This is a genomic window from Candidatus Schekmanbacteria bacterium (genome assembly GCA_016219965.1).
GTDB lineage: Bacteria > Schekmanbacteria > GWA2-38-11 > GWA2-38-11 > J061 > JACRJM01.
In genome coordinates this window covers 132,147-154,414 of the sequence record JACRJM010000015.1, presented here as the reverse complement: position 1 = coordinate 154,414, position 22,268 = coordinate 132,147, and the positions used below count along the sequence as shown (strand labels likewise).

Sequence of the window (22,268 nt, the reverse complement as noted above, 5' to 3'; positions counted from 1 at the left end):
CCCAAAAGGAGGAACGAACTTGCTGATCGAAAAGAAATTCGAAGATTACAATAAAGAGCTCATAGAGAAAGAAGCCATAGCTGAAGCGGGCGGCGGAGAAGCAAGGGTCGCAGTCCAGCATAAAAATGAAAAGCTGACTGCGAGAGAGCGCCTTGATATCCTCTTCGATAAAAACTCCTTTGAAGAGATAGATAAATTCGTAACCCATAAGTGCACCAACTTCGGGATGGAAAAGCAGAAATTCTACGGAGACGGCGTAATAACCGGATACGGAACCATTAACGGAAGAACCGCTTATGCCTATGCACAGGACTTCACCGTGCTCGGCGGTTCGCTCAGCGAGGCATGCGGCAGAAAAATTGCAAAGATACAGGACCTTGCCATGAAAGTGGGATGCCCTATCATCGGACTTAATGATTCGGGCGGAGCGAGGATACAGGAGGGAGTGGAAAGTCTTGGCGGTTATGCTGAGATATTCCTGCGCAATGTTCTTGCATCAGGAGTAATCCCACAGATCGGTGCGATAATGGGACCCTGTGCCGGAGGCGCTGTTTACTCTCCTGCAATAAATGATTTCATCTTCATGGTACGCGACACAAGCTACATGTTTGTCACAGGTCCTGATGTCATAAAGTCGGTAACTCATGAAGATGTCACCATGGAGGCGCTTGGCGGCACAATGACGCACAACGAAGAGAGCGGAGTCGCTCATTTCGCTACCAGCAATGACAAGGACTGCCTTCTCAACATAAGAGAGCTCTTAAGCTTTCTTCCGCAAAACAACATGGATGAACCCCGCATGGTTCAGACAACTGACAACCCGAGGAGAGAGACATCAAAGATCGAGGAAATCATCCCTGTAAATCCCAACAAGCCCTACGATGTAAAGGAAGTAATCGCTGAGATATTCGATGAGAATTATTTCTTCGAAGTCCACGAATTTTATGCGCCAAACATAGTTGTGGGATTTGCAAGGCTTAACGGCAAGACAGTGGGAATCGTTGCAAACCAGCCCGCAGTCCTTGCAGGATGCCTTGATATAAACGCATCATCCAAGGGTGCAAGGTTCATAAGATTCTGCGATGCATTCAATATTCCAATCATAACACTTCAGGACGTTCCCGGATTTCTCCCCGGAGTTGATCAGGAAAAAAAGGGGATAATAAGGCACGGCGCAAAACTCCTTTATGCTTATGCAGAGGCGACCGTGCCGAAGGTCACAATAATTACCAGGAAATCATACGGCGGCGCATACTGCGTAATGTCGAGCAAGCATGTAAGAGGCGATATCAATTACGCATATCCTATTGCAGAGATAGCTGTCATGGGGCCTGAGGGAGCTGTTAATATTATCTTCCGTAAGGAGCTGGCACAGTCCAAAGACCCTGATGCCTTAAGAAAAGAGCTTGTCGCGGAATACAAGACAAAGTTCGCAAATCCTTACATTGCGGCGGAACGCGGGATAATAGACCAGGTAATCAAGCCCGCTGATTCGAGGAAAAAACTTATTAAAGCGCTGGAGATGCTTCACAACAAGACCGACCGGAATCCGTCAAAGAAGCATGGGAACATACCGCTTTAATACAGCGCTGTAAATAATTATGAGTCAGTTAAAACGATCAAAGTTTGAAAATTTCACATCATACCTGTGGGTCATAAGCACAGTTTCGTTGACGTGGTTCTTCTTTACTTTCCTCAGCAGGACAAAAGTCTACGGGAGGGAGAATGTCCCGATGAAGACAAACCTGCTCCTTCTTCCCAATCACCTTACAATGATAGACAATTTTCTCATAGGGCCTAAGATTTTTTATCCTCATGTAATTTTCAAACCGCATCTCATTCCATGGAACCCCGCCGCTGCGGAGAACTTCTTCAACAGCCCCGTGCTTGCGTGGATGTCGTCGAAGTGGAAGGCAGTACCTGTAAAACGCGGCAGAAAAGACATTGAGGCAATACATACCATTATCAACCTTCTCCGCGAAGGGACTGTGATAAACTTCCCTGAAGGGACAAGGAGCAGGAACGGAAAGCTCGGCAAAGGAAGACCTGGGATAGGAAAGATCATTTACGAGGCAAAGCCAACTGCGATACCTGTCCGCACTTTTGGTATGGACAAGGTGCTTCCAATAGGAGCCTATGTCCCGAGGATGTTTAAGAAAATCGAGCTCTACTACGGAAAGCCCATAGATTTTTCCGACCTCTATGCACTTCCCGATGAAAAGGAGACATGGCTAAGAATCGTTGACCGCGTAATGGAATCAATTGAAGCATTGGGACCGCAGCAGGGAGAAAAAGAAAAGTAACCACCGTTAATCAAACAATCTGCTTTGGATTCTAAATTTCATGGTTTCATAGTCGTATTAATAAGGATGGAAATATATCCCTTATTATAGTTTGCGGTAACCAAATCCAGATAGCCGTCACCATTTAAATCTCCAGCAGCTCCAGTAATAGGGTCGCCTCCAAAAGTATAGGGACCAGAAAAGGTCAGATCATTATTTCCTTTTAGTATTGAGAAATTCTCCATGTTAACAGCCAAATCTTGCTTGCCGTCATTATCAAAATCTCCTGATGTAATTAGCCTTGCATCTTCATACTCGTAATGAAATTCAGTTTGGAATTTTCCCTTCCCATTACCCAAAAAGAAAGCCAGAAAAAAGTGACTCCCGCTCGCTTCTACAGATTCAACCAAATCTAATTTATTGTCATTATTAAAGTCTCCTTTCACCAACTGGACTTGAATTGCACCGATGTAGCCAAAACCAAAGCTTTCTTTCTTTTGAAATTCTTTATTTCCCTTTCCAAGGAGAGTGAATATCGAATCCCCATTATAGGCGCTACAAGCTATATCTTCGTTCCCATCATTATTAAAATCGCCAACAACAACGGACTCAGGATATTTGCCTGTTTCTATGGTTTTCTTTAAAAAAGATTGTTGTTTTTTCTTCCCAAAATAGATTGCTAAATTACCTTTTATATGTCCCACTTCAGTTAATCCTTGGTTTGCCACAACTATATCATCCACTTTATCATTATTGAAATCTCCAGTTGCCAGTGACACAGAATCATAACCTGGTCTGAATTGTTTTGGCTTTTCGTTAAATTTTCCTTTTTTTATCCCATAGAAAATTGATAGATATCCTTTAATCTCTTCCGGATCTCCCGGGATGAGAAAAGCAATATCTTTTCTTTTATCTCCATTAAAGTCGCCAAAAGCAATTGATGAAGGGTCCCCGTTGCCTGCTTTAAGCGTCGTGAAAAACTCAAAATCTCCATTGCCTGTATTCTTAAACAATGCCACATTACCTGAACCACCTGCCGCAATATCTAAATCATTATCACCATCAAAATCAGATAATGCTACTGCAAAAGGTTCTCCGGTTTTTAAGAAAACATCAATGCTCTTTGTATCGAACGTAATAGGGAAAGAGGACTTCTCAACTATCTCTATTGCATTGGTAATAACTTTAGTTTCCCCTTCCGCTAAAGATGATAGAGTCATGTCCCTATATCCTAGTGTAGCAGTGTCAGAAATAACAATAGATGCCTTTATTGTTCCTCCAAATCCAAACGGGGAATCTGGTCCAATAGAACTGATGGTGATTCCCTCTCCTAGATCTACCTGTACATCATCAGGGAAATCACCTGGTCCAGAGCTATAAATTAAAACTTCCGTCATCTGACCAGGATAAAGTTTTGAGGGTGACATTTGTCCATCTTCAGGAAATACAGCTTCTGCCTGCGAACAAAAAGCTGTAAAAAATAAAAAAAATATTATTACTTGTTTTTTAAAAAATTCGTTCATGGCTTTATAATAAACAGTTTTAATCTGTTATATATGCAAAATATATTCCATATTTAGGCAACAGTGCAAACTGTTTGATATTATTGATATCAGGAGTACAAGAGAATATCTATTATTTGAATTAATTGTTCAGTTTTCCGACACTGTTTGTCACATCTGGTTAGTTAAGCAGATGTGCCTTTACAGAATAAGGACAACCGTAGGGACTGTTCCCCGAACAGTCCGTCTGATGTTTGCTTTTTAGTCCGTTCGGGGAACGGACACTACAGTTTAAAGATGGATGAAAGAAGGCACATGGTTAATTCTTTTGAGCAAGCAAAAGAATTAACAGAAAAATAGTAAGATTATAATTTACCTAATTAACCAGATTCGCCTTCACCGAATAGGGAACGCCGTTTTTATAATTCTTCTTCCCCTTGTTCAGCACTGATATGGCGAGATAGACATCATCATAGGTTGAACCGAAGGAAGGTATCTTTATGGTTCCGTCATTTGAACTGTTAAGCTTGATGGTTGCAACTTCTGAACCACCGGCTGACTTTATTTTCAGCACTTTAACTCCCCAGACAACTTTACTCCCCTGATAGTTCGTTGGACCATTAAAAGTTATCTTCAATGTGGTCCCGATGCCATTAACGAACCTGATGTAGTTTGCTCCGAGATATGAAGGAGGGTGAGGTGTTGAGGATGAAGAAGAAACGCTCTTCTTATAAGACGATACCGATTCAAAATCAGCAGTTGATGTAAGAGCAACAGTATTCCAGTTTTCTCCGTCAGGCGCATAGTTGGTTGTAAAATCAAGGTTCTTGACAGAAAAATTCTTAAAAGCCGACTTCAGGTTGCTGCCATTGTTTTTAAGATAGGCATCAACAGCATTAATCGCTGTCTTCGTGCTGCACAATTCCCATACATCCTTAAACATATTGTCGCCGGAGTAGTTTATGGAAAGGTATTTTGCCCACACCACATCTCCGTATTGATGAACACTGCTATTGCCAAAGAATGTGAGATATATTTCCGGTTCGGACGTCCAGCCTAAGCCGCTGTCGCAGTCACCATTAATATAATTATAATAGTCATTCACATAACTATAAACCTCGTCCTCCATCCAGACTGCGCTCGCCTCCTGCCACCATCCATCCTCATTCCTGTCATAGGCAAACTGTACTGCATGTGAGAACTCATGCGCTGCCGTAACCTTCATAGCTCCGATTTGAAAGCCGTCCGGATCATCATTGCAGCTATAGGGCATATTATTATTCACGACTATATATGCCATATTATTTGAATAGGTATCCGTATAGGCAAAATAACCGCCTTCAAGCTGCAGGTAGTCTGCATAAGTTGACCCGGCAGTATTTGCTATGTAAATGTCCATTAAATAAGTTGAAGTTTTCAGAGGTTGTTTAAGACCAAGTCCCTCGACTTGCTTGGCCCATGAAGCCTCAAAATACTCTCCCCATTGCTCAACAAGATCAGGCACATCATTGGCATTTTCATCAGTAGGAGGTATCCCTGTACCATTATTTTCATTGTAAGGCTCATCACCCCAAAGAATGACAAAGTTTGTAGTCGTATATGTATTAGAGAGCCCGAATTTGTTATAAATTGTTTTTGCATCAGCAGTTATTTTTGCAGAAGATTTTTTGAGACTGTAGGGCTGATCCATAAAAATATATTTTTTAACTTCCGCTTGTCCCTCGGGGCTTAAGTTATTATACTCTTTTCTAATCTCAGAAATTATCGATGTTCCGCACTCTCCGCGTTTCCCGGTTCCGGCTTTAGTCATAGCCATAGGCTTAGGCTGCGCGTTATTCACACCCTTCAGCGCATGAAGCTGTTCAATAAGATATTCCTCCCTGCCTGCAGAATAGGAGATTGAAGTAAGAACCAAAAAAAACATCAGAAAAAAAACTGCCGCTGTTTTAAGATTTATTTTAGACATCATTCCTTGTCCCTTTTTATCCTTGTAACATCGCCTCTCTGAAGCTTAACAAGGGCAGATGTCTGGCTGTTTCGCCATTTTTTAAATTCCTCGCCAAACTGAGTCATAACATTCTTTACCATTTCATCCATTTCTTTCTGCATCTCTTCCATCTGCTCGCGCATCCTTATGATTATCTCGACACCGGCAAGATTAACTCCAAGCTCATGTGTGAGCGTCTGTATTGTTTCAATTTTTTTGATGTGCGCGTCTGTATAAACCCTTGTATTCCCTCCGGTCCTGAGAGGAGTTACAAGCCCTTCCCTTTCATAGAGGCGCAGGGTCTGCGGATGTATTTTGCAGATGCTCGCAACTGTGCCAATGGAATAATACCCCTTTTTCTTTGGCATAAGACATTTCCTCTTTATTTCTTTTTAATTAACTCTTTGTACCTATAATTTCAAGTTTACATCAGTATAATCGCGAGGTCGAGAGGTATTTAAACGCAAATAGATATTGATTATTTATGAATCAGATTGTTAATATTAAATAATGTATTGTCCAAAGTGCGGCGCTGAATTTATAGAAGGGATAACAGTTTGCGATGACTGCAATGTATCGCTTGTCCCTGAGCCGCCATCTCCAATCGAAAACGAGTTTATAGAGTTTGAGGAAATACTTGAGACATCAAATCCCGGCGACATTGCCATCATCAAGTCTATATTAGGAGGCTCTGATATTGATTTTTATTTCAATGGCGATTTTTCCATGGATATCCTCTATCATGCCATTCCTGCAAAGCTTATGGTAAGCAAAGACCAGGTTGAAGAAGCAGTGGAATTACTGAAAGACCTGAATATCAATTTTCCCGTGAAATATTAAGAATGCCGGCAAGTCTAAGCAAGACAATAATGGGCGCTGTCCCTATTTTTTCCCGCTACCACTGCACAATCTTTGAAATCTCGGCAAGGCGGATTGTGAAATTGGGGAATATGCCTATTATCATTATTCCTGCAGCGCAGAAGAAAATTACGGCGAGTAACTGCGGTGAGAATCGGTTTGCTGACCAATCTTCCTCGGGCTCACGCATATACATGGCAACAATTACGCGGAAATAGTAGAAGACGGATATGACACTGTTTATAACTCCAATCACTGCAAGCCAGATAAATCCAGATTTTATAACAGATGAGAAGATATAAAGCTTCCCGACAAAACCGGCAGTAGGTGGAATCCCCGAAAGTGAAATCATGAATATTGTCATAGATGCAGCAAGGAGTGGATATTTAGCTCCGACGCCTGCAAGGTTGGATATATTCAAAGCCTCTTTCTCTTTGCTGCTCAATGCCACGATAACTGCAAAGGCACCGATATTCATGAGCGTGTAAGCAAGAAGATAGAAAAGCACGCCCGGCACCATGAATTCATTATACGAAACCATTGCGAGAAGAATATAACCGGCATGGGCAATGCTTGAATATGCCAGCATCCTCTTGATGTTTGTCTGGGCAAGGGCGATGACATTCCCCACAGTCATGGTAAGCGCGCAGACCACCCAGAATATCTCGGTCATGTTCCCGAACATCATCGGGAATGCTGTCTGCACAACGCGTAAAAGCGCTGCAAAACCTGCGGCCTTGCCTGCCGCCGCCATGAAAGCAGTAACAGTTGTAGGCGCACCCTGATAAACATCTGGCACCCACATGTGAAATGGGACAGCGGCAATCTTGAATGAGAGACCTATGAGGAAAACTGCGGCGCCGACATAAATCATCGTATCATGTCCGCCTGAACGGGAAACAGCTACAGCAACATCGCTAAAATTGGTGCTTCCGGTATAACCGTAAATAAGAGCAATGCCGTAAAGCAAAAATGCTGACGAGAAAGCCCCCATGAGAAAATACTTCAGAGACGATTCATTGGAAAGATGATTGCTCCTCTCGAACCCGCATAAGATATAAAAAGCTATGGACATTATCTCAATGGCTATAAACAGGATAAGGAAATCTGCTGCGCTTGATATGAAACACATCCCTGCTGTCGAAAAGAGCACGAGCGCATAATATTCGCCATGACCAAAATCTACGTCCCTTAAATAAACAGATGAAATCATGACAGTAAGACCGGCACCCAGCAGAAAGACCATCTTGCAGAAGAATGAAAAGTTGTCAACAACCAGCATATTGCTGAAAGCAGAGATACTATGACCCCAGAGCGAGGCTGAAAGCCTGAATGCCGTAACGATGCTTATAATGCTTACAAAAGCAAGAAATGATTTGCTCATACGCTCTGAAACTGAATCGAGGAGGAGCACAATCATGGCTGCAACGCAAAGCACTATCTCGACCGAGACTGCCTGCAGGTTCAAATTCAATGATGTTGGATCTATCATTTCACTTCACCTTCTGAAACTGGGTTTTCGTTGAGTTCTTTGACTTCCTTGAATTCGGCGATAACTGCCGCCTGCACCGCATCCTTCTTTTCAGGAGCGGAAGTCAAATTTCCTGCATAAGTCACTCCGGCATTCTCCACGCCAGATTTTTTGTCAACAAACTGGTACTGCATCTTTACCCTGCTTACGAGACTGCTGACAGACACATGCATCTTGTCCATGAACGGTTTTGGATAAACCCCGATCATGATTATGAAAAAAACAACAGGCAGAAGAACTGCAATCTCCCTGCCATTGATGTCTTTCAGCTCTTTGTTTTTCTCATTTGTAATTGTTCCGAACATCACGCGCTGGAACATCCATAGCATATAGACCGCGGCAAGGATTATCCCTGTTGCCGCAAAGACCGCATAAATGCGGTTTGCCTGGAATGTGCCAAGGAGTATGAGGAATTCCCCAACAAACCCGTTGAGCCCCGGCAGTCCTATTGATGAAAGAGTGACTATCATGAAAAAGATTGCAAAAATAGGAATCTGTTTTGACAGACCGCCAAACTCTGAAATAAGCCTTGTATGTCTCCGCTCATAAATCATACCAACTAAAAGGAAGAGCGCTCCGGTGCTCAAGCCGTGGTTTATCATCTGGATTATACTCCCTTCGATCCCCTGTTGGTTAAGCGCAAACATCCCAAGCATGACAAATCCCAGATGGCTCACACTTGAGTATGCGACAAGCTTTTTAATATCTGCCTGCACCATTGAGACAAGTGCGCCGTAGATGATCCCTATGATTGCGAGGACTGAAACAAGGGGCATATATTTATATGTTGCTGCCGGAAACATGGGGATGCAGAACCGCAGAAAACCGTATGTCCCCATCTTTAGGAGTACGCCTGCAAGGATAACACTGCCGCCGGTTGGAGCCTCGACATGCGCATCAGGCAACCATGTATGGAACGGAAACAATGGAACCTTGATGGCAAAAGCAATCGCGAAAGCAAGGAAGAGCAGAGACTGGACATCAACCGGTATGTTAAGCTTGTAAAAATCAAAAAGGCTGAAGCTGTAAACCCCCGCCTGCTTATAGTTCATGAAATACATATAAAGAATGGCAATAAGCATGAGCACGCTTCCTGCCATTGTGAAGAGAACGAACTTGATAGCCGCATAGATTCGTCTTGTCCCTCCCCATATTCCGATCAGGAGATACATCGGGATAAGCATGACTTCCCAGAAAACATAGAAAAGGAACATGTCGGTTGCGCAGAACACTCCTATCATCCCTACTTCCAAAAGAAGCATTGATATCATGTATTCCTTCACCCTCTCTTCAATGGCGCTCCACGAGGAAAGTATCACGATGGGAGTAAGGAATGTCGTAAGCATTAAAAGTAATATGCTTATGCCGTCAATCCCGACAGAATAATTTATTCCAAGACTTGATATCCACGGTATATTCTCTGTGAACTGGAAATCAGGCGTGTCATTGCTGAAGCCATTATAAATCCTCAATGACAGTACGAAATCCATGATAGCAGTCACAAGGGCAAACATCCTTATTGCACCTTTGCTTTCCCTTCCGGTAAGCATGATGAAAAAGACCCCTATGAGCGGTAAGAATATTATAACTGATAACAAATCAACATCTCCTCTAACAGGACATCAGGGATAAACCCTCACCTGTTTTATGAAATAAAAAAGTATCCTATAAAAATAACAGCTCCAATCAATATTCCAACGACATAGCTCTGAGCCCTGCCGTTCTGCAATGTCCTAAGGCTCAATGCGCTGTTCTCAAAGAATGTGCCTATGCCGTTTGCAAGTCCGTCAATAACTTTGGCATCGAAGAACTCCCAGAGAAAAATTGACCCCTTCTTTATTGGGGTGACAATGAGAGCATCGTAGATCTCATCAACATAATATTTATTGAGAAGCATATTGTATATTGGCGAAAAACTCTGCGAAAGTTTCTCCGGTATATTCTTGCTCTTAAGATAAAATATGTATGCGAGTAAAATTCCAAATAACGCTATAACAACTGAGACGATCATCATTGTCATCTCAAGCCCGCCTGATGCGGCTGAATGTGCCACCGCTGCCTCAGCTCCTCGTTCTATTGTACTGGCTAATGCGCCTTCTGCTTCACCTATAGTTTCTACGGCTTCCGATTTTTCAGAAACGGCAAACACAGGCTCAAGGAATTTCTCTATCCTGTTTTCTCCGCCAAGTATATGCGGGACCCCTACATAACCTCCTATTACCGAAAGCACGGCTAGTATGGAAAGAGGGATTGTCATTGATTTAGGTGATTCATGCAAATGCTCTGCCGCATGATGGTCAACCCTCGACTCTCCGCAGAATGTGAGGAAAACGAGCCTGAACATATAGAAGGCAGTCATGCCTGCCGCCGCGGCTCCAACAAGCCAGAGAAGCGGACTGCCATGCTCTGATGAGAACGCCTTCCAGAGTATTTCGTCCTTGCTGAAGAACCCGGACAATCCGGGGATTCCTGCGATTGCCAATGTCCCTGCAAGGAATGTTATGAATGTAACCGGCATTTTTTTCCGCAAAGCCCCCATCTTTCTTATATCCTGCTCTCCCCCCATGCCGTGGATTACGCTTCCTGAGCCTAAGAAGAGGAGAGCCTTGAAGAACGCATGTGTCATAAGATGGAATATTGCCGCCGCAAATGCGCCGACGCCGCAGGCAAGGAACATATATCCAAGCTGGCTTACCGTGGAATAGGCAAGCACTCGTTTTATGTCATTCTGCACTAAACCTATTGATGCGGCGAATATCGCCGTAAGAGCGCCAATCACTGCAACTACGAACATAGTTTCAGGAGCAAGCATGTAAAGCGCACTGCACCTTGATACCATATAAACTCCGGCAGTTACCATTGTTGCCGCATGAATGAGAGCAGATACCGGGGTCGGACCTTCCATTGCATCCGGAAGCCATACATACAATGGAATCTGCGCTGATTTCCCGGTTGCTCCAATAAAAAGAAGCGCGGTTATCCATATTATAACGCTGTTGCCGGCAGTGAAATTTGAATTCGCCTGTTTGAACACATCATGGAAATCTATTGTCTGGAAAGTAACGAATATAAGCATTATGCCAAGTATGAATCCGAAGTCGCCAATCCTGTTGACTATGAATGCCTTCTTTCCTGCATCGGAAGCGCTCTTCTTCTCAAACCAGAATCCAATCAATAGATAAGAGCAAAGACCGACCGCCTCCCATCCAACGAACATGATGAGGAAATTATTTCCAAGCACAAGCATAAGCATGGAGAATGTGAAGAGATTGAGATATGCAAAATATCTGTAGTAGCTGGGGTCTTCATGCATGTAGCCGGTTGAGTAGATGTGTATGAGGAATCCTACGCCCGTAACAACAAGGAGCATTATCGCAGAAAGCGGGTCAACCTGAAATCCCATCTCCGCCCTGAATGAGCCGGAGCTTATCCATGTGTAGATGACCTTTTCGAAAATCCTTCCTTCAGCAGGCATTGAAAGGAGTTCGAAGAATGAGATCACAGATACGAGAAATGAAGCCCCCACAGCCGAGCAGGCAACAAGACCTATAAAGCCCTTCCCCGCATTCTTCCCGAAAAGCCCGTTTATGGCAAATCCTAAGAGAGGAAAAAGAGGGACAAGCCAGATATATTCAAGCATCAGAATATTTTCCTCACCATTTCATCAGGTTGATTTCATCCACGTTCACAGTGGACTTGTTTCTGAAAATAAGCACTATTATCGCAAGCCCTACAACGACCTCGGCGGCAGCAACGGTCATGACAAAAAACACAAAGACCTGCCCGGAGAGATTGTTAAGATATTTAGAAAAGGCAACAAATAAAAGGTTTACTGAATTAAGCATTAGCTCTATGGACATGAAGATAATTAGAGCATTCCTTCTTATTACAACCCCTACTGCTCCTATTATAAAAAGAAGCCCTGAAAGCACGAGATAATGGTTAAGTGTTATTATCATTGTTTACCTCCTCCTCGAAAGCAGGACTGCACCGATTATGGCAACCATGAGCAGGACTGAAGTAAGCTCAAATGGAAGAAGATATGTTGTAAAAAGAAGCCTTCCGATTGCCGCAGTATTCCCCCCCGGTCCTGAATATGCCTCAGCAAACGCACCGGAAGCAGAAGGGATATGTATATTCTGTGAAATAGTATAAATCTCTGCCAGTAGAACACATACAATGGCTATCCCCAGAATTTTTATACTCTTCTGTGTGCTGAAGAAGAATTCATCCTTTCTGAGGTCAAGGAGCATGACAACAAAAAGGAAAAGCACCATTATGGCGCCGGCATAAACGAGTATCTGGATTATAGCGAGAAAATGCGCGCTTAATGCCGCATATAAACCTGCTATGGACATAAATGTTATTATAAGTGCAAATACGCTTGCCACCGGGTTTTTCTTGGTCACGACCATCACTGCGGAAATCACAGCGGCAGTGGCAAAGACATAGAACATCACCATTTCAAGCATCAGATTACATCCCACATAATAAGTGCACCGGTAATTAAAATATTAAGGAGCGCCACCGGCACAAGCACTTTCCAGCCGAAAGCCATAAGCTGGTCATACCTGAACCTCGGGAACGTCCATCTCACCCAAATGAAGAAAAACAGAAAACAGATGACCTTTATTACAAACCAGATGATAGGAATGAACCAGAGTTTGTCTATTATAGGAAGATTAAGCCAGCCTCCTATCGGAAGCCCCTGCCAGCCGCCGAAATAAAGAGATACCATGAGAGCCGATGCCGTTATCATGTTTGCATACTCTGCCATAAAGAACATGGCAAATTTCATGCTGCTGTACTCGGTGTGGTATCCTGCAACCAGCTCGGAATCAGCCTCGGGAAGGTCAAATGGGAGCCTGTTTGTTTCTGCAAAGCTTGCGATGAGAAAAACTATAAAGCCGATTATCTGCGGGAAAATATACCAGTACTTCCCTTGTTTTTCGACGATTTCTGCAAGATCAAGGCTTCCCCCCATCATCACTACGCCCACGACTGCAAGCCCCATGGCAAGCTCATAGCTTATCATCTGTGCAGATGAGCGAAGACCGCCCATCAGGGAGAACTTGTTGTTTGATGCCCAGCCTCCGAGCACTATGCCATAAACGCCAAGCGATGCTATCGCTATGATGTAGAGCACTCCTACGTTTAGCTCTGCGATCTGGAGAGCAACCGGAGTCTTTAGCAGTCCGCCGAATGTGGTCGGAGAGCCGAAGGGGATTACGGCAAATGTGATAAGGGCAGGCGATATTGCTATCATTGGAGCAAGAACATAGAAAAACTTATTTGCATTAATGGGGATTATATCCTCTTTCATTATGAACTTGATTCCATCGGCTGCCGGCTGGAAAAGCCCCCATGGACCGACCCTGTTCGGGCCAAGCCTTCTCTGTATGAAGGCGCAGACTTTTCTTTCAGCAAGCGAGAGTATGGCAACAGTTGTCATGGTAAGAGCGAAAACAACGAGTATCTCTATTACCTTTATGACAAGAGTATTTGAGAGGATTTCCGCTATGCTTAGATTAAACATTCGTTAATATCTCCGTAACATCAACATCTCCGTCTGTCATCTCCACTATCATCTACTTCAGGCCCGCAAGGATTTCTTCAACCCTCGATGTATCAAGGTTCTCATAATAATCATTGTTTATCTGCATCATGGGCGCCGTACCGCAGGAACCAAGACACTCAACCGTGGCGAGTGTGAATTTCCCGTCAGGTGTGGTCTCGCCGACCTTGATGCCAAGCTTCTTTTCTATATGGTCTACTATCTCCTGCGCATTCAGTATGGAGCAGGCGATGTTGGTGCATATCTGGATAAAATATTTTCCCACAGGCTTCTGGTTGTACATTGTATAGAAGGATACGACACCCTTTACCCTGCTAACCGGAACATTCAGCAGCTTTGCAGCGCGTTCCATTGATTCGCGGGTTATCATTTTACCGTGGCCCTCCTCTTCCTGTAACAGGTGGAGCAAAGGAAGAAGGGCGGCATCGCCATTGGGATATTTTTTTACCAGCTTTTCAATTTTTTCTTCTATTTTTTCTTCTGGGCTCATTATTATTCACTCAGCCAGTCAAGGGCTTTTCTCTTCCATACATAGACAAGACCTGCAATCAAAACAAAAATGAACAGAACCATTTCGTAAAACACAAATGGACCGAACTCCTTGATCTCGCGGAGCACCACAGCCCAGGGATAGAGGAACACAGCTTCAATATCAAATATAATAAATAACATTGCAATGAGATAGAATTTAACTGAAAAACGAAGACGTGCTGAGCCTATGACCGGGGAACCGCATTCATAGGTGTCGAGTTTAGCTGTGCTGCTATTTCTTTTGCCTACGAGGTGGGAAAGCAGAATAGTTACGGCTGCAAATCCTATAGCCACAACTGCCATTATAAAAACAGGTACGTAAGTATTTAGCCCGTTATCCATCTACTTCCCGTAGTATTTCACATTAGATTGAAAGCGGAGGATATTTCTTCTTTACCCTCCGCTTTTCAGAATCTAATGCAATCTCTATATCTTTAATCTCAAACTATTTGAATAACAGTATGAGAACAACAACCAGCGCGTAAATAACGAGAGACTCAATAAGAGCCAGACCGATGATCATAGCGGTCTGAATCTTTCCTGATGCGTTTGGATTCCTTGCAATACCTTCAAGTGCTGCGCTGACACTGCGGCCCTGTCCTAAAGCTCCACCAAAAGCCGCGATAGCAATACCGATAGCGCATGCTATATAAACGTATGTCATACCGCCTGTTCCGCCGCCTGCTGGTGCTGCAGCTTCTTCAGCCATTGCAAACGGAGCAAGAAAAATTCCGGATACGATTAGAACTGCTATGGCAATCACAATCTTCTTCATCAACTTTCACCCCCTTACTAAAATGTTATTTATTTAAACTCAGCCTTTATGTTTCTTTATGTTTAATGATGCTCTTCAAGTGCCAGTGAAATATATATCATGGACAAAACTATAAATATCAGAGTCTGCACGCCTGCAACAAACAGCTCCATCGCCATCATAGGCAGCGGAACAATTAGCGGAACGAGCCCGAGGAAACTTGCAAGGACAAGATGACCGCCGAACATATTACCGAAAAGCCTGATTGAAAGTGACACAGGCCTTACAAGATGGCTTATGATTTCGATAGGCATTATTAGCGGAGTAAGTGCAGGGATTGGACCTGTGAACTGTTTTATATAGCTCATGCCATGAGCCTTTATCCCGTAGTAGTGGGTTGCAATAAAAACTACTATGGCGCATCCGCCGGTTGCATTAAGGTTCGCAGTCGGTGAATCAAAACCCGGGATGAGACCTAAGAGATTAGATGTCAATATGAAGAAGGCAAGCGTGCCCACGAGTGGAAGAAATCTTCTTGCACCATGTCCCATTATTTCTTCCATGAAATCCATGAGACCGCCAAGTATGAATTCAAAAACATTCTGCTTCCCTTTGGGTATCTTTTCAAGACGGCTTGTAACCCAGAAGGAAACTATGGTCAGCAATATTGTCACAAACACTGCAAGAAAAACATATCTATACTCTTCTGCCACATGCTCAGGTATTCCGAGCAGGTAGAAAAGATATACTGGTGCGTGTTTCATATTTCTTTACTCACCTTTTTTTATTATTGAAAACATTTCCCTGAAGCCGGCAATGATTCCAAAAATAGTAAAAATTATTGTAAATATGGGCTTAGTGCCAATCCACTTGTCAATATAATAGCCCATTCCAAGCCCTATAAACGTAGCAGCCACCAGAGTGATGCCGATGGTGCTAAGAAGCCCCATTTGACGGTACAGTTTCCCTTTTTCGTTATCCTCTTCTCCCACTGTTTACCTATCAATGAAGCCTTAAAAACTTGAAATAATTTGCTGTTCCCTTAACACATAAAAAAAATAACTGTCAAGGAAAAATGAGCCCGAAATGCGCCTAAAAAACCTTTCACAGGCATACGGTATCGGGTAGGAGGTCTGCTCGGGGAGCAGACCCTACAAATATTACGCCCAGACCCTGCATTATTTTCTGTAGGGCACGTTCCCCGAACGTGCCATTCTCTGTGGATGGTACAAATACAATCTAACGTAAGCACAACTTATGCTTTTTAACCGAATTAAGTGTACTGTCCATAGAACTGCTTTTAACCATTTCTTTTAGTCAGTTTTCCTTGACTGGCTATTCCTAGTAATTATACAACTCTGACAATAGAGTAAAATAAGTATAAAAATAAATGTTAGGCATGAAACTGTGAAGGTTGCCATGATTATGTTCAAAACTAATATAGACACACACTGCTCTAAGCTTAAGAGAGATCAAATACAAGCTGTCAACACATATCGTTGCCGCTTGGAAGCCAATCAGTCCAATTACGAAAAGTTCAACGACTTAATTTTCGAGGGCTGGGCCGCTGATATGCTCCAGTTGAATGGATTTAGAGTAACTTTTCGGGAAAGCCCTGACCTCTCCATACGACATAGTGCAGTGCAGTTTTTCGCCGAGGTGAAGCACTTTCGGACAAAAGAACAGGACCGCATTGACCAAGAAAATATGAACAGATCACGTGAGCGTCTGGTAACAATCGGTGATACATCTGCCACCGAAGGCTTACCGGCATGGGAGCAAGTCGTCGCAGTCTGCAAACGCAAGATTCCTCAATATATTGAAGACGTCCCAAATATTCTCATCATCGGTAGTAGTAGTGGTCATTGCATTGATGATGCCATCATGCCAACGGCTATTAATGTGCTTGGCGAGTGCATACAACGAGGGAACAATGAAGGGTTGATGAAACTCAATGGTCTTATGCTGCTGAGTTTTGACTATAATATCAGCCAGAAGAGGTCCGTCTATTTTTTCCCTATTCACACATCACATATCACATTTTCCCAAGAGACGCTTGACGCGTTGCATGCAATACGACAGTGGAAGGCTTTTTAATCTACAAGACAATTGTGTCAGGTTTTGAATTTTGATAGATGCTGAAGAAAACAATACCAAAGATTAACACCGACATTAGTCGGTTTAAGCTTATACCTAGCTTACGTGGCACGCTGTTAAATAGATTTGTTATAAGTACCTATTGTTATTCTATAGTTGGTCAGGAAAACAATTGGGGTTATGTCTTGCATTTTACAAGTCTTTATTTTTGGTGGGAGCAGATAGCTGCTTGATAGCATTGTCAAGCAACAATTTTGTCCATTTGGAGAAATGATACTTCTGAAATATTGGCTTTCTCTTTTGCATGTTCAACAGTCATACTGACAAGGTTGCCTTTGCTGTCCAGATCGATATAAAGGTTTCCCGATATTTCCCTTGTCTCCGCGACTGATTCATTTGAGAATTCAATAAGCGCGGTATCTGTATCCGTGAAATAGCGAATCTTCATACTTAATCCTCCTTAAAACTTCTATCAAAGAAGGCACAATGGTTGGCTTGCACGCTGACGGCTGATTTATGCGGCACTCTTTATTATTTTTTTCTTTCCCCTGACGGTTTCCACAACTTTATAACCAGAAGATTTTAAAACAGCATCCCCTTTTTTCTTTAGCTGTTGAAGCTTCTTTTGTGGGGACAGGGATTTATTTTTTTCGGTCTCAATTGCTCGAAGCAAATGGAGCTCGTACATGCCGTCATCCTTGGGAAATTCCTGACGAACCTCTTTTTTGATTTTCCCAATTATTTTTTCAGACAATCCGGAATCTTTAATAACCTTTTCAATATCAAATAAGTAACCCATTGTTTATTCTCCTTATAGCTCTGATGGAATAAAACCTTCCTCGGCCATCTTTAACCATGTCTGTTATTTCAGCTTTTCTAACAGCAGTTCCTGAATATTGTCAGCTATTTTTCTCTGATTGAGAGGCAGGAACTTTCCCAAATCTATTTTCAGCTTCTTTTGATCCATCTTTTTTATTTTATTCATTACATCATTGAAGTCTGCTTCCTTGTCATAGAATGCCATTTTCCTGTCAACCATCTTCCAGTCAATCTCTATGCCTTTTGACAGAAGGTACCAGATATCAAACAAATCTCTTCCTTTTGTCCTGCACATCAATGCTCTTATTTTTTCTGCGAGGATTTCTTCCCATGAAAGGCACTTCACAACAGGGTAAGGGCTCACAGGAAAGAGAGTTTCAAGAATAATATCTTTTTCGGTAAACGGTTTCTCTCTAAGCGAAAACTCAAGATGGATATTTAAGGGATATTTCAGGTCTTCAGTTTTATATCTTAAAAATCCGGTAAGGCTTTTCATTCCTGCCTTAACTTCTTTTAATTCTATATTGGGCACAATTAAACTAATCTTCCTGACAACATTAGGCAACATCTTTTTCATTTCATCATTAGTCTTTAAAGTCGTAAAATCAAGGTCCTCAGAAAACCTGAATGATTTAAAAAGCAGTCTCAATGCTGTCCCGCCTTTGAAATAAATCTTCAAGCTTCCCTTCTCTTCATAAAGGGCAGAGAGAAAGAGAACTTGCAGATATTCCCTGATAACTGAGAATTCATCTATTGAAAATTTCTGAGACAGTTCCTTAATTTGTTCCCTGTTAATCATAACTTTATGGAGTTAAATAAATTATGGAAAATCCTGCTCTTTATTCCCGCAGACTCTTTCTTTAATCTCTTTTTATTTACACTATCCAAAATCCATTCCTCAGGATGGATCACTGTCCTTCCATAACAGGCAAAAAAAACAATATCAATGATTGCCTTTTCGGGCGTTGCAATAACAAAGTCTTTTTCTCTTACATAGCCAGAGTAATAGTTTTGCGCCAAATGAGAATAGACAAATGCTTTCCCCTGGGAAATTATCTTCATTGCCCTCTTTGGAGTAATTGATGTCACTGAATGGGGCACCTGAAGCAATATACCATAATACGCCAGAGCTGATTCCAAAGATATGTAAGACGGCTTATAGAGAAAATTAGCTATCTCAAAATCACCGGGGATTCTGTCATTCAAACAATAGACTCCTTTCGCAATCCTATTAAGAATTCCGTCAGTTGTCAGTCTGCTGGCTTGAATGCATGCTGTATTTCCGCTTTCAATCCGTAAAAGCTTTTGTAAATCCGCGAGACTGAAAATATGTCTGCCGGATTTCTGGAGTTTCAACAGAGCTTCTACTTTTTTCATCATTCACCTATATATACAATATTATGTACAGTATTGTAAATAATATCGTATATATAGTCAACCAGTAAAAATCATTTCATATGGACAAAGTAAACAGGATAGACATAATATTTAAAAAGTTTGATGATGAAAACAAATTCAGATAAGATATAAATAGAAAGGAGGTATCGCCATGACTATAGTACAAATAAAATCCGACAAGAAAGACAATACCGTTGATATCATAAAAACTGCAATTCAGTCTGAAATAAAACGCCTTGAACTTGGACTCAGTAAGACGGAAAGGCAGATTGCGAAGTTTGAGAAGTTTTATAGAATTTCATCAGACACATTCCTTAAAAAATTCACTGCTGAAAACATGAAAAAAAAAGACATTGAATATGTTGCATGGGCAGGAGAATTAAAAATAAGGGAAAGAATTATCTGTGACATAAAACGCCTTAGGGAAATTCAGTATGTTGCTAACTGAATACCGCCGATTAATGCGCCGGAACACTTACATATGTCTGACGGCACTGTTTTGCCGGCAATCCCTCCAAAATTTAATGATGTCCTTTTAGAAATCATGGAATTCTTGATATAATCCTCTTTTTCTCTGGGGACACCTTATTTAATTATTAGAATATCAGGCGACGCAGAGGTATCCAAATACTAATGAGTGAATGTCATTCCGCACATGATGCGGAATCCAATTTTACTAATTATTTCTGGATCCCCGCTTTCGCGGGGAAGACAAAAAAATAAAAGTCTAACAAAGCAATTTGGGTCAGGTCTTGCATTTTGCAATTCAATAGAGCCTCGACTTTTTTCCGCATCTCCATATATGCAATATTATGTACAGCATTGTAAATGATAATGCATATATACTCTTCCAGTAAAAGTCGTTTCATATGGACAAAACAAAGAGGACAGGAATAATATTTAAAGAAAGTTTGATGATGAAACTAAATAAGTGCCCAATTGGGAAAGCAAATAGAGATGTCATACTACCAGAATATGAGGCCTGAGATAGTTAAATTTCTGCCTTGTGGTTATTCTAAGGTTCTTGAGATTGGATGCGGAGAAGGTAACTTCCGGCTCAATTTACAACAAGACTGCGAATATTGGGGTATAGAGCCTTGCAAGACTGTGGAAAAGTCAGCCAATATTTTAACCGGAACCTATGAAGAGGTAAGCGGTAAGCTCCCCGATGATTACTTTGATTTGATAATTTGCAATGATGTTATTGAACACATAAATGATACCCGTGAATTTCTTTTAAGCGTTAAAAAGAAAATGAAAAAAGATTCCTTTATTGTGGGGTCTGTCCCTAATGTAAGATTTATTGGTAATTTAATTGAGCTGTTGATTAAGAAAGATTGGGAATATAAGGAGGAAGGTGTTTTAGATAAGACACATATAAGATTTTTCACGAAAAAAAGTTTTCAAAGAATTGTCAAAGATTCCAGATTTATAATTGAAGAGATAGAAGGGATTAATGGATTAACAACTCAGACACTTTCAGTAAAAAGCATTGCCATAAAGACATTAACTTGTCTCTTGGGCAGGGATAGCCATTTTCTGCAATTCGGGTTTCGTATTAAATCTTAATATCAAATCCCCCTGTTTCCCCCTTTATCTTCACTCCACTTCTTATCTATTATGTTCTCACTTGCTTGCGGCGGCGTCCGTCGGTATCTGTCCGGCGATTGAAAGCCCGATGTAAACATGCATCTGCGCATAACCCAATGAACCATCCTCGAACAACTGCTTGCTTTGTTTGTAATGGTCAAGTGCCTTTTCTTTTAATTCTGAATTATGGGGTGACAATTGGGCAGGCATTTTGTTTAACATCTCTTCTAAGAGAGCAAGTGCCTCTTTTATAGCAGCAATCTTTTCTTCATGTCTGTTTTTTGTAAAATCCAGAGCCATCTGTTGGGCTTGTTTTATTTTTTCGGAAGCCTGCGTTGCAAGCTGTTCGCTCTCTGAAAAATTCTCATTTTTAAACTTATCAGAAGATTCATTAATCAAACCTTCCGCATCTTTTAATAAAAGACGCGATTGATTATGTTCTTCATAAGGAGTGATATATTTCTCTGCCACGCTTTTAAGATTTTTAGTTTCATTGATTGCGGTAAGAGCGCTGCGATAGTGCTCGTAGCCGGGGACATCCTGCGCACACCTGAAACCAAGGCTGGGACCTGCGACATTTATCTCTTTTACGCCGCGGTCCGCACAGCGGGCACTGCCGTCGTCAGCACTGTAAGCGCCGCCGCGTACCACTTTATATTTTTCACCCAACAATTTTGCGACAGCTCTGTTTTCCGCACTCCCCGGATATAAGGCATACCATGTATCAGTCATTTCAAATGTATTGCCTGCCATATCATAACATCCATAGGGACTTACCCCAGCAGGATACTTATTTACCGGTGTCGTTCCTTTCCGGTTGTTCACATTAGTTTTACTATTTTCAAATATATTCCCCCATGGCCAGCGGCGCCCATCTGTTCCGCGCGCTGCTTTTTCCCATTCTTCTTCAGTAGGCAAACGTTTTCCAACCCAACTGCAATATGCCTTTGCATCAAGATAGGTCACTCCTATAACAGGATGGTCAGATTTTTCCGGTGGAAAGTTGCCTGACTTATCCCAAAAAAGAGGGAGCTCATGTTTTGTCGCATCAACAAATTTTTTATATTGAGCATTAGTAACCGGATATTTATCAATATAAAAAGCAGGTAAATTCACGACATGCTGCGGTGCCTCATCGCCATCATTATCCATATAATCATTGTTGTTACCCATGATAAATTCGCCCGCCGGAACAAGCACCATATCTTCTGGAATAACAGACTGTTTCACTTCTTTATCTAAAGCATAACTTACAGGGATAAAACCACCAATGATGCATCCAATAAGAGCCACTTTCAGTAGATTCATTATTCTCATAAAAATTCCCCTTCCTGTCTTATTTGG

The 22,268-nt window shown here is 42.0% G+C and carries 25 protein-coding genes; 6 read left to right on the top strand and 19 right to left on the bottom strand.

Annotated features, from left to right (window positions below):
* The first annotated feature begins 25 nt into the window (after window positions 1–25).
* Window positions 26–1,582, top strand: coding sequence for an acyl-CoA carboxylase subunit beta (locus tag HZA77_14085; protein MBI5376559.1), 1,557 nt, complete (start codon window positions 26–28; stop codon window positions 1,580–1,582).
* A 151-nt stretch (window positions 1,583–1,733) separates the two neighbouring features.
* On the top strand, window positions 1,734–2,303 hold the full coding sequence (locus HZA77_14080) for a 1-acyl-sn-glycerol-3-phosphate acyltransferase (protein ID MBI5376558.1): 570 nt from the start codon (window positions 1,734–1,736) through the stop codon (window positions 2,301–2,303).
* Window positions 2,304–2,341: 38 nt separating this feature from the next.
* On the opposite strand, the gene HZA77_14075 is transcribed toward HZA77_14080, so the two are convergent.
* The 3 genes from HZA77_14075 to HZA77_14065 all read right to left on the bottom strand — a co-directional run bounded on the left by HZA77_14075 (window position 2,342) and on the right by HZA77_14065 (window position 6,139).
* Complete coding sequence (locus tag HZA77_14075; GenBank protein ID MBI5376557.1) at window positions 2,342–3,805, bottom strand: VCBS repeat-containing protein; 1,464 nt, start codon at window positions 3,803–3,805, stop codon at window positions 2,342–2,344.
* Between the two features lie 355 nt (window positions 3,806–4,160).
* On the bottom strand, window positions 4,161–5,753 hold the full coding sequence (locus tag HZA77_14070) for a hypothetical protein (GenBank protein ID MBI5376556.1): 1,593 nt from the start codon (window positions 5,751–5,753) through the stop codon (window positions 4,161–4,163).
* Entirely contained in the window at window positions 5,750–6,139 is a 390-nt protein-coding gene (locus HZA77_14065) for a helix-turn-helix transcriptional regulator (protein ID MBI5376555.1), read from the bottom strand. Before HZA77_14065 ends, HZA77_14070 begins: the two co-directional genes overlap by 4 nt.
* A 142-nt stretch (window positions 6,140–6,281) precedes the next feature.
* On the opposite strand from HZA77_14065, the gene HZA77_14060 reads away from it, so the two are divergent.
* A complete protein-coding gene (locus tag HZA77_14060) occupies window positions 6,282–6,611 on the top strand; it encodes a DUF2007 domain-containing protein (GenBank protein ID MBI5376554.1) in 330 nt (109 codons plus the stop codon).
* Between the two features lie 55 nt (window positions 6,612–6,666).
* Here the strand turns inward: HZA77_14060 and HZA77_14055 are convergent, their stop codons facing one another.
* The 11 genes from HZA77_14055 to HZA77_14005 form a co-directional block, all read right to left on the bottom strand.
* Window positions 6,667–8,121 carry an NADH-quinone oxidoreductase subunit N gene (locus tag HZA77_14055; protein ID MBI5376553.1) on the bottom strand — a complete coding sequence of 485 codons (1,455 nt, stop codon included), beginning with the start codon at window positions 8,119–8,121 and terminating at the stop codon, window positions 6,667–6,669.
* Window positions 8,118–9,758: an NADH-quinone oxidoreductase subunit M gene (locus HZA77_14050; protein ID MBI5376552.1), complete on the bottom strand. Its 1,641-nt coding sequence runs from the start codon at window positions 9,756–9,758 to the stop codon at window positions 8,118–8,120. Before HZA77_14050 ends, HZA77_14055 begins: the two co-directional genes overlap by 4 nt.
* Window positions 9,759–9,805: 47 nt before the next feature.
* Window positions 9,806–11,800 (bottom strand): NADH-quinone oxidoreductase subunit L, encoded by a 1,995-nt coding sequence (gene nuoL / locus HZA77_14045; GenBank protein MBI5376551.1) that lies wholly within the window; start codon window positions 11,798–11,800, stop codon window positions 9,806–9,808.
* 13 nt (window positions 11,801–11,813) lie between these two features.
* Window positions 11,814–12,113, bottom strand: a complete 300-nt coding sequence (gene nuoK, locus HZA77_14040) for an NADH-quinone oxidoreductase subunit NuoK (protein ID MBI5376550.1) — start codon at window positions 12,111–12,113, stop codon at window positions 11,814–11,816.
* A gap of 9 nt (window positions 12,114–12,122) precedes the next feature.
* On the bottom strand, window positions 12,123–12,632 hold the full coding sequence (locus HZA77_14035; GenBank protein MBI5376549.1) for an NADH-quinone oxidoreductase subunit J: 510 nt from the start codon (window positions 12,630–12,632) through the stop codon (window positions 12,123–12,125).
* Window positions 12,632–13,696 carry an NADH-quinone oxidoreductase subunit NuoH gene (gene nuoH, locus HZA77_14030; protein ID MBI5376548.1) on the bottom strand — a complete coding sequence of 355 codons (1,065 nt, stop codon included), beginning with the start codon at window positions 13,694–13,696 and terminating at the stop codon, window positions 12,632–12,634. The genes HZA77_14035 and nuoH overlap by 1 nt, the downstream gene beginning before the upstream one ends.
* A gap of 52 nt (window positions 13,697–13,748) precedes the next feature.
* On the bottom strand, window positions 13,749–14,225 hold the full coding sequence (gene nuoE / locus HZA77_14025; protein ID MBI5376547.1) for an NADH-quinone oxidoreductase subunit NuoE: 477 nt from the start codon (window positions 14,223–14,225) through the stop codon (window positions 13,749–13,751).
* 2 nt (window positions 14,226–14,227) lie between these two features.
* Window positions 14,228–14,608 (bottom strand): NADH-quinone oxidoreductase subunit A, encoded by a 381-nt coding sequence (locus tag HZA77_14020; GenBank protein ID MBI5376546.1) that lies wholly within the window; start codon window positions 14,606–14,608, stop codon window positions 14,228–14,230.
* 103 nt (window positions 14,609–14,711) lie between these two features.
* Window positions 14,712–15,041, bottom strand: a complete 330-nt coding sequence (atpE, locus tag HZA77_14015) for an ATP synthase F0 subunit C (protein ID MBI5376545.1) — start codon at window positions 15,039–15,041, stop codon at window positions 14,712–14,714.
* A 62-nt stretch (window positions 15,042–15,103) separates the two neighbouring features.
* On the bottom strand, window positions 15,104–15,784 hold the full coding sequence (gene atpB / locus HZA77_14010) for a F0F1 ATP synthase subunit A (GenBank protein ID MBI5376544.1): 681 nt from the start codon (window positions 15,782–15,784) through the stop codon (window positions 15,104–15,106).
* 6 nt (window positions 15,785–15,790) lie between these two features.
* Entirely contained in the window at window positions 15,791–15,970 is a 180-nt protein-coding gene (locus HZA77_14005) for an AtpZ/AtpI family protein (protein ID MBI5376543.1), read from the bottom strand.
* Between the two features lie 469 nt (window positions 15,971–16,439).
* Here HZA77_14005 and HZA77_14000 point away from each other — a divergent pair, with 469 nt between their 5' ends.
* Window positions 16,440–17,117, top strand: a complete 678-nt coding sequence (locus HZA77_14000; GenBank protein MBI5376542.1) for a hypothetical protein — start codon at window positions 16,440–16,442, stop codon at window positions 17,115–17,117.
* A 241-nt stretch (window positions 17,118–17,358) separates the two neighbouring features.
* Here the strand turns inward: HZA77_14000 and HZA77_13995 are convergent, their stop codons facing one another.
* From HZA77_13995 to HZA77_13980, 4 genes are all read right to left on the bottom strand, one after another.
* Window positions 17,359–17,565, bottom strand: a complete 207-nt coding sequence (locus HZA77_13995) for a DUF2283 domain-containing protein (GenBank protein MBI5376541.1) — start codon at window positions 17,563–17,565, stop codon at window positions 17,359–17,361.
* 66 nt (window positions 17,566–17,631) lie between these two features.
* A complete protein-coding gene (locus tag HZA77_13990; protein MBI5376540.1) occupies window positions 17,632–17,916 on the bottom strand; it encodes a hypothetical protein in 285 nt (94 codons plus the stop codon).
* Between the two features lie 63 nt (window positions 17,917–17,979).
* A complete protein-coding gene (locus tag HZA77_13985) occupies window positions 17,980–18,735 on the bottom strand; it encodes a nucleotidyl transferase AbiEii/AbiGii toxin family protein (protein ID MBI5376539.1) in 756 nt (251 codons plus the stop codon).
* The gene (locus HZA77_13980; protein ID MBI5376538.1) at window positions 18,732–19,316 is read right to left on the bottom strand and encodes a hypothetical protein; all 585 of its coding nucleotides are present in this window, start codon (window positions 19,314–19,316) and stop codon (window positions 18,732–18,734) included. The genes HZA77_13985 and HZA77_13980 overlap by 4 nt, the downstream gene beginning before the upstream one ends.
* A 169-nt stretch (window positions 19,317–19,485) precedes the next feature.
* On the opposite strand from HZA77_13980, the gene HZA77_13975 reads away from it, so the two are divergent.
* Window positions 19,486–19,782: a hypothetical protein gene (locus HZA77_13975; protein MBI5376537.1), complete on the top strand. Its 297-nt coding sequence runs from the start codon at window positions 19,486–19,488 to the stop codon at window positions 19,780–19,782.
* Window positions 19,783–20,273: 491 nt separating this feature from the next.
* Entirely contained in the window at window positions 20,274–20,903 is a 630-nt protein-coding gene (locus HZA77_13970; GenBank protein MBI5376536.1) for a class I SAM-dependent methyltransferase, read from the top strand.
* A gap of 57 nt (window positions 20,904–20,960) precedes the next feature.
* On the opposite strand, the gene HZA77_13965 is transcribed toward HZA77_13970, so the two are convergent.
* Window positions 20,961–22,241 carry an SUMF1/EgtB/PvdO family nonheme iron enzyme gene (locus HZA77_13965; protein ID MBI5376535.1) on the bottom strand — a complete coding sequence of 427 codons (1,281 nt, stop codon included), beginning with the start codon at window positions 22,239–22,241 and terminating at the stop codon, window positions 20,961–20,963.
* Window positions 22,242–22,268: the final 27 nt, after the last annotated feature.